The organism is Methanobrevibacter sp. 87.7 (genome assembly GCF_002208625.1).
In the GTDB taxonomy this organism is placed as follows: Archaea; Methanobacteriota; Methanobacteria; order Methanobacteriales; family Methanobacteriaceae; genus Methanarmilla.
Genome location: NZ_MRCT01000098.1, coordinates 1 through 7,286 on the forward strand (window position 1 = coordinate 1; position 7,286 = coordinate 7,286).

At 25.5% G+C, this 7,286-nt stretch carries 4 protein-coding genes and 1 pseudogene; all 5 read left to right on the forward strand.

The window, feature by feature from the left end:
• The first annotated feature begins 340 nt into the window (after window positions 1-340).
• The 5 genes and pseudogenes from BGI41_RS05680 to BGI41_RS05700 all read left to right on the forward strand — a co-directional run bounded on the left by BGI41_RS05680 (window position 341) and on the right by BGI41_RS05700 (window position 7,184).
• A complete protein-coding gene (locus BGI41_RS05680) occupies window positions 341-1,690 on the forward strand; it encodes a DUF3100 domain-containing protein (RefSeq protein ID WP_088539386.1) in 1,350 nt (449 codons plus the stop codon).
• A gap of 274 nt (window positions 1,691-1,964) precedes the next feature.
• The gene (locus BGI41_RS05685; protein WP_088539388.1) at window positions 1,965-3,191 is read left to right on the forward strand and encodes an amidohydrolase family protein; all 1,227 of its coding nucleotides are present in this window, start codon (window positions 1,965-1,967) and stop codon (window positions 3,189-3,191) included.
• Between the two features lie 345 nt (window positions 3,192-3,536).
• Window positions 3,537-4,937 carry an MmgE/PrpD family protein gene (locus tag BGI41_RS05690; protein WP_088539390.1) on the forward strand — a complete coding sequence of 467 codons (1,401 nt, stop codon included), beginning with the start codon at window positions 3,537-3,539 and terminating at the stop codon, window positions 4,935-4,937.
• Between the two features lie 85 nt (window positions 4,938-5,022).
• Window positions 5,023-5,927, forward strand: a pseudogene (locus BGI41_RS05695) (peptidase).
• A 375-nt stretch (window positions 5,928-6,302) separates the two neighbouring features.
• Window positions 6,303-7,184 carry a fumarate hydratase gene (locus BGI41_RS05700; RefSeq protein WP_088539392.1) on the forward strand — a complete coding sequence of 294 codons (882 nt, stop codon included), beginning with the start codon at window positions 6,303-6,305 and terminating at the stop codon, window positions 7,182-7,184.
• Window positions 7,185-7,286 lie beyond the last annotated feature (102 nt).

Consider the following 7,286-nt stretch of genomic DNA (forward strand, 5'->3'; position numbering starts at 1 on the left):
TTATAAAATTTTTTAATATCTGTTTTTAATTATTTTAAGTATTGTTATTATTTTATTCATTTAATTAATTTATTTTAATTTAATATTTTTATTTTTATTTTTTTATTTTTAATTTTAGGTTTTTTACTTAAATTTGCTTAATTTTTTTATCTATTCACTTTTTGGGAATTTTTATTCTTTTTTTAAGACTTATATCGTTTTTATTTCCTAATATGTGAATTTTTCTTCCTAAAATCGTTTAGTTTATAAATTAAAAAATACAAATTTATTTTAAACTATATTGAATTATTTCTTATTGAATTATTAATATGGGGTTTTTAATATTTTTTAAGGTTATTTCATGAATGAATATAAGAGTACAAAAAAGAAGAAAAAAGCACCATGGAAAGAGTATAAATTACATATTATCATTCTTTTTATTGTTATTATTTCAGAATTAATTGGAATGCAAAGGATTTATCTTACTTCTACTATAAGTGTTGTTATTATGCCTTTACTCTATGCTATGATTATGGGTTTAGGTTTATATCTTATAAAACCATTTACTTTTATTGGTGATCATGAATCAAAAGTTGCTGAAGGACTTATGATGTTATTTATGACACCAATTCTTGCAAAACTTGCAGTTTCAAGTGGTCAAGCATTAAATATTTTAATTACTGTAGGTCCTGCTATTGTGTTACAAGAATTTGGTAATTTAGGTACTATTTTCTTTGCTTTACCTATTGCACTTTTACTTGGTTTTAAAAGAGAAAGTATTGGTATGACAAGTTCTATATGCCGTGAACCTAACTTAGGTATTATAATGGATAAATATGGATTTAAATCTCCAGAAACTCGTGGTGTATTAACTATTTTTATTATTGGAACTGTAATTGGTACAGTTTTTATTAGTTTACTTGCAAGTTTATCTACTGCTCTTCCATTACATCCTTATGCTCTTGCTATGGCGAGTGGTATTGGTAGTGCAAGTATGAATGCAGCAGCAATTGCTCCACTTTTAGCAATATTTCCAGGTATGGCTGAAAATATGGAAGCATTTGCAGGATTTTCAAATTTAATTTCATTTTGTTTTGGTTTATATCTTACTTTATTTGTAGGATTACCACTTACTGAGAAATTATATAAATGGTTAGAACCTAAGATCGGTAGAAATACTTCTGTATCTACAGATGAAAAAAATTATGATGCTTCTGATATGAAAAAAGTAAATCAGAGTAAAGAGATTTCAAAAATCTCTTATAAAAGAGTTTTTGACTGGATTATATTATTATTAATATTTTCTTTCATTGTTTCTGTTGGAAATACTATTCATACTCATAATTCATTTAAAATGGCATTTATTGGAATGTTATTATTATCTGCAATGTCTCTTGTTTCTGTTATATTAGAAAGAGTTGTTCCACGACATATTTCATCAATTATTTATGTAAGTATAATTGGTATTCTCCTTGCAATGCCATGGTCACCATTTTCAGGTTATATAGTACCATATATTAAAAATGTAGATCTTGTATCTATTGTTACTGTATTTCTTGCTTATGTTGGTGTTTCAATTGGAAGAGATTGGGATCAATTTAAAAAACTCGGATATAAGGGAGCAATTGTTACTTGTTTCGTAATTACTGGTACTTACATTGGTTCTGCAGTTATTGCTCAACTTGTATTAATGGGTACTGGGGCTATCTGATTTTTTTCTATTTTTATTTTTTTTTTTTTTTTTATTTTCTTTTTTTTTTGTGGTTTGTTGTTTTATTTTTTTTATTCTAATTTTATTTGATTTATTTTTTCTTTTTTAAGTCTTTTATTATTTAATTTAATTTTCTCGGTTTTTTATTAGTTCATTTTAATTATTTTTTTATGATTTTACTATTTTAAGTTTTTAATGATTTATTTATTATTAATAGAAAATAATATTAATATTGTTAAATAATACTAATTTAATGTTAATTTAGGTGTTTTAAATGGATAGAATTTTAATCAAAAATATAATTATTATTGATTCAACTTATGATGAACCTATGGATGCCTCTATTCTAATTGAAGAGGGTATTATAAAAGATATTGGTAGGAATATTTCTGTATCTGATAATACTAAAATTATTGATGGTGAAGGTAAATTTCTTCTTCCAGGATTTATTGACATGCATAGTCATTTAATGGCTAATGGTTTTCATTATGAAGATAATATGAGGAATCCTTTATCTACTTACTTTTATAATGGTCTTCAAAATGCTAAAGATACAATTTATGCAGGAGTTACTACAGTACGTGATTGTGGTTTAGCAGATATTGGTTTTAAAAATGAATCCAACTTATTTAGATTTCCAATGCCTAAATTATTTATTTCTGTATGTCCATTATGTATTACAAGAGGTCATTTTGATTATACAGAAAATTCTGGTCATGATATGAGAATATCTTATCCAGGAATGCCTAGATGTATTGGTGATGGTAAAGATAATGCTCTAAAAATGGTAAGAGAATGTTTCGGTGCACGTGCAGATTTTATTAAAGTTATGGCTTCTGGTGGAATATTAAGTGCTAATGGTTTTCCTCAATATCCTCAATTTAATATTGAAGAATTAAAAACAATTGTTGATGAAGCTTCATCTCATGGAGCTAAAGTTGCTGCTCATTGTCATTCTATTTCTGGAATGAAAAATTGTATTGCTGCAGGTGTATCTTCAATTGAACATGCTACTTTTATTGATAAAGAAACTGCAAAAGAAGTTAAAGAAAATAACATTTCAATTGTTCCAACACTTATTGTTCATAAAGAGCTTTATAAAAATCCAAATGATTCTTATAGAGTAAATAAAGATAATATTAATAAATTAAGAGATGTTGTTAAAGTTCATGAAGAAAATATAAAAATGGCTTATGAGGAAGGAGTTAATATTCTTATGGGTACTGATTCTGGTGTAATTGATCATGGTTTAAATTTAAAAGAACTTAAATGTCTTTGTGATATTGGAATGAGTGAAAAAGAAGCTATTGCTGCAGGAACAATTAAAGCTGCAGAATTTTTAGACGTTGATAATAAAATTGGTTCTATTACTAAAGGTAAAGATGCTGATTTAATTTTAACTGATAAAAATCCATTAGATAATATTGAATATTTATCTGATAGTGATAATATTGAAATGGTTATTCGTGATGGAAGAATTATTAAAAATAATTTGATTTAATTATTCTAGATAATAAGTGTTAATATTAATTTATTTTAGGTATTTTGCTTTATTATTGATTGGTGTTTTAACTGTAATCCATTTTAGGTATTGTTTAGTAGGTGTTTTGTTAGTATTCATTTATTTTTGATTTGTGGCATTGTCTAGTAGGTGTTTTGTTAGTATTCATTTATTTTTAATTTTAAAATATTTATTTATAATTAATTTTTTTTTTTAGAAATCATTTATTTTAATTGTTTAAATGTTTTATAAATAATATATATTATGAAATTTAAATATAATTATTACAATTTAAAATTTTAATTTTATTCATATTTTACTGAATTTATTTTTTAGTGTGTTTTTATGATAGTTAAAAAATTTGCGGATTTTATTGTTAATTTAAAATATGAAAACATTAGTAAAGATGCTATTCAACAAGCAGAATTATGTCTTATTGATTATATTGGAGTTTATTTAAGGGGAAGAAATGAAATTGCTCCTCAAATTTTGAAAAAATCTGTTGATCTTATTAATCATTCTTATTCTGATAATATGCTTGGTGAAGCTATGTTTTTAGGTACAGCATCACATGTTTTAGATTTAGACGATGGTCATGATGTTGCTAGAGTTCATTTAGGTACTGTTGCATTTTCTACTGCAATTGCATTATGTAATAAACTAGCTGTTAATGGTAAACAATTTATAGAAGCTATTGTTGCAGGATATGAAGTTGGAATAGTTCTTGGTAGTATTGCTAATCCTAATCATAGAAATCAGGGATTCCATTCCACAGGTACTATAGGAACATTTGTTGCAGGTACTGTTGCAAGTAAAATTCTTGGACTTAATTATTATCAAACTATTCAATGTTTAGGTTTATGTGGTACTCAATCTGCAGGACTTTTAGAATCTGATCATCAAGGAACAATGGCTAAAGCATTCCATTCTGGTAATGCTGCATCTAATGGAATTTTATCTGCATTCTTAGCATATAATGGTTTTACTGGTGCAGAATCAATTATTGATGGTGATGAAGGTTTTTTAAAAGCTAGGGCAATTGGAGATATACGTTCTGATAAATCTCTTAAAGAAGTTAATAAGAATAAAATTGATAGGAATCTTTTTAAATTAACTGATGAATTTCAAATTGAGGATATTTACTTTAAATTATATCCTTTCTGTAGACATATTCATTCTTCAATTGAATCTAGTTTATATTTAAATAATATTATTAAAAAGGATTATACTGCAATTGATGCTATTGATATTTATACTTATAAAACTGCATCTGAACATGATAATTATAATCCAATTAATGCTGAGGAATTAAGACAATCTTTACCATATGCTGTAGCTATTGCAATAGTTTGTGGGGAAGTAGGACTTACAAAAGTAAATTTCCTTATTCAAGATGGTTTATTTAAAGATATTGATGATGTTGATGATGATAAAGTACATGATATTAAGATTCTTGTAGATAAAATTCATATTCATGATAAGAAAGAATTTGATAATCTTGAAGCAGGAACACGTCCTGCAAATGTTAAAGTTAAATTAAATGAAAAATTTAGAGGAGGAGTATTTGAACATACTACTATTTTCCCTAAAGGAAATAAACGTAATCCTGTAAAACCAGGGGAAGTTATTGATAAGTTCAGAAAGCTTAATCCAAGATATCCTATTAAAAAATTAAATGCAATTGATTATATTGAATCTTCTGAAATGAATGAACTTTTAAATATGTTATTAAATTATGATTATTAATTTGGATAATTTAATGAGCTTTTAAATATCTTATTATGATTATTAATTTGAATAATTGAATTATTAAGATTAGATGATTTCTATGATGGATGATACTAAAAATTTTTTAAAAACATTAGGAATTACAAGTCAAGATGCAAATTATGTTTCTAATAAACGGTTTAATGATGGTGGTCAATATAGGTTAGAAATTCCAGGAATTCAATCTATTAATTCATTAGAGACAGTTATTAGAACATGTAAAGAAAATGATATGTTTATTCATAGAGTAACTCAAACTAAAGGTATAATGTTACTTTCAGATAATGATATTAAAGAAATGGTTGATTTAGCAAATTCTGCTGAAATTGAGCTATTTCTTGCTGTAGGTCCAAGGGCAGTTTATGATACTAGTGCAACTGCAAATACAAAAGAAGGATCTCGTATTGCTTATAGACTTAGAGGTTTTGATAATTTAGTTTATGCAATTGAAGATGTTAAAAGAGCAGTTGAGTTTGGTGTACGTGGAATTCTTTTATATGATGAAGGATTATTATATGTATTATCTAAAATGAGAGAACTGGGGAAATTCCAAAAAACACTCATTTTAAATTATCTGCTCATGCAGGTGTTTCAAATCCTGCTAGTGCAAAACTTTTTGAAAGTATTGGACTTAATTCATTAAATCCTGTTAGAGATTTACAAATTCCTATGTTAGCAAGTATACGTTCTGCTATAAATATTCCATTAGATGTACATACTGAAAATCCAAAATCTTCTGGAGGATTTATACGTCATTATGAGGTTCCACAGATGATTAAATCTGCAGGACCAATTTATCTTAAAACGGGAGGATCTGTTGCTAAAACACATTCCTGGGATACTACAGAAAAAGATGCAGTAAAAAGAGTAAAACAAGTAAGTCTTGTAAATAGGGTTATTGATAAATATTATCCTGATGCAATAATTTCTCCACAAGGATCTAAAGATTTAGCAATTCCTGAAATTTAATTTTTTATAAAATTTTAAAAATCTTAAAAAACATGGTTTTTTATCTATTTCATATATATGTCAATAGTTAAAAATGATGTTTTTTTAATATTAATTTTATTTTTAAGATTTTTTATTTTATTTTAACTTAAATTTAATTTTTCATATTGTGGTTTTTATATTATTTTAGGCTATAATAATTATTTTTTATAAATTATTATAATTTTAAATAATTATCTTGATTTTATTTATTTTATATGATGTAGTTTGTATTGTGTTTTGTAAAATAGTGATTTTTTTAAGGTATTTTAGTTTTGTATTGTGTTTTGTAAAATAATGATTTCTAAAGTATTTATTGTGTTTATAGGAAAATATAATTGTTTTTAGGTTATTAAAATGTCTCTTGTTAATGAAATAAAAGAAGGTATTATAAAAGCTAGTACTCAATATAGTGAAGATAGAATTAATAAATTTAAACAAGCTATTAAAACTGAAGAAAATTTAGCTAATAATAATGCTGTATGGGCATTAAAATTAATGTTAAAAAATGCAGAAATTGCAAATTCACGAAGACTTCCTTTATGTGATGATACTGGAATTCCTCATGTTTTAATAGAATTAGGTAAAAATCGTGAAATTCCTAAAAACTTTTTAGTAGATATTAAAGAAGGTATTAAATTAGGATTAAAAGAATTACCTGGTCGACCTATGGCAGTAAAAGGTGAAGGTTTAGAAAAATTAGATCAAAGTAAAGGTTTATATGATGATCCTTCAATGATGCTTACTGCACCTTTTTCAATAGATTCTTTTGATAGTACACGAAATGATTATACAGAAGATTTAGAAGATGAGATACATATACATCTTTTATTATTAGGTGGTGGTCCTGAAATAAGATCTAAAACATTTAGAGTATTTCATAAGCATGATGCTAATGTTGTAATTAATGAAACTATTTCATGGCTTAGTGATTCACTTAAAATGTTAGGTTGTACACCAGCTATTCCTGCAATTGGTATTGGTAGAAGTCATTATGAAGCAAGTCATTTAATGTTAAAAGCAATGGTTTATGGTAATCTTAATTCTCAATCTGAAACTGAAAATTATATTACTAATGAATTAAATAAATTGAATATTGGTCCTATGGGTCTTAAAGCTCATACTACTGTTCTTGGAACATTTTTAAATATTGGACCTCAAAGAGCAAGTGGTGTAAGAATAGTTTCTGCAAGGCCTTGTTGTTTTGTAGAACCACGTATTTCTACAATCAAAATTTGATTTTCTACTTTTCTTATTTATTTTTAGGAACTTTTTTATTCTATTTTTTAGCTATTTTTTTTATCTATTTATTTTTAGGAACTTTTTTATTCTATTTATCTA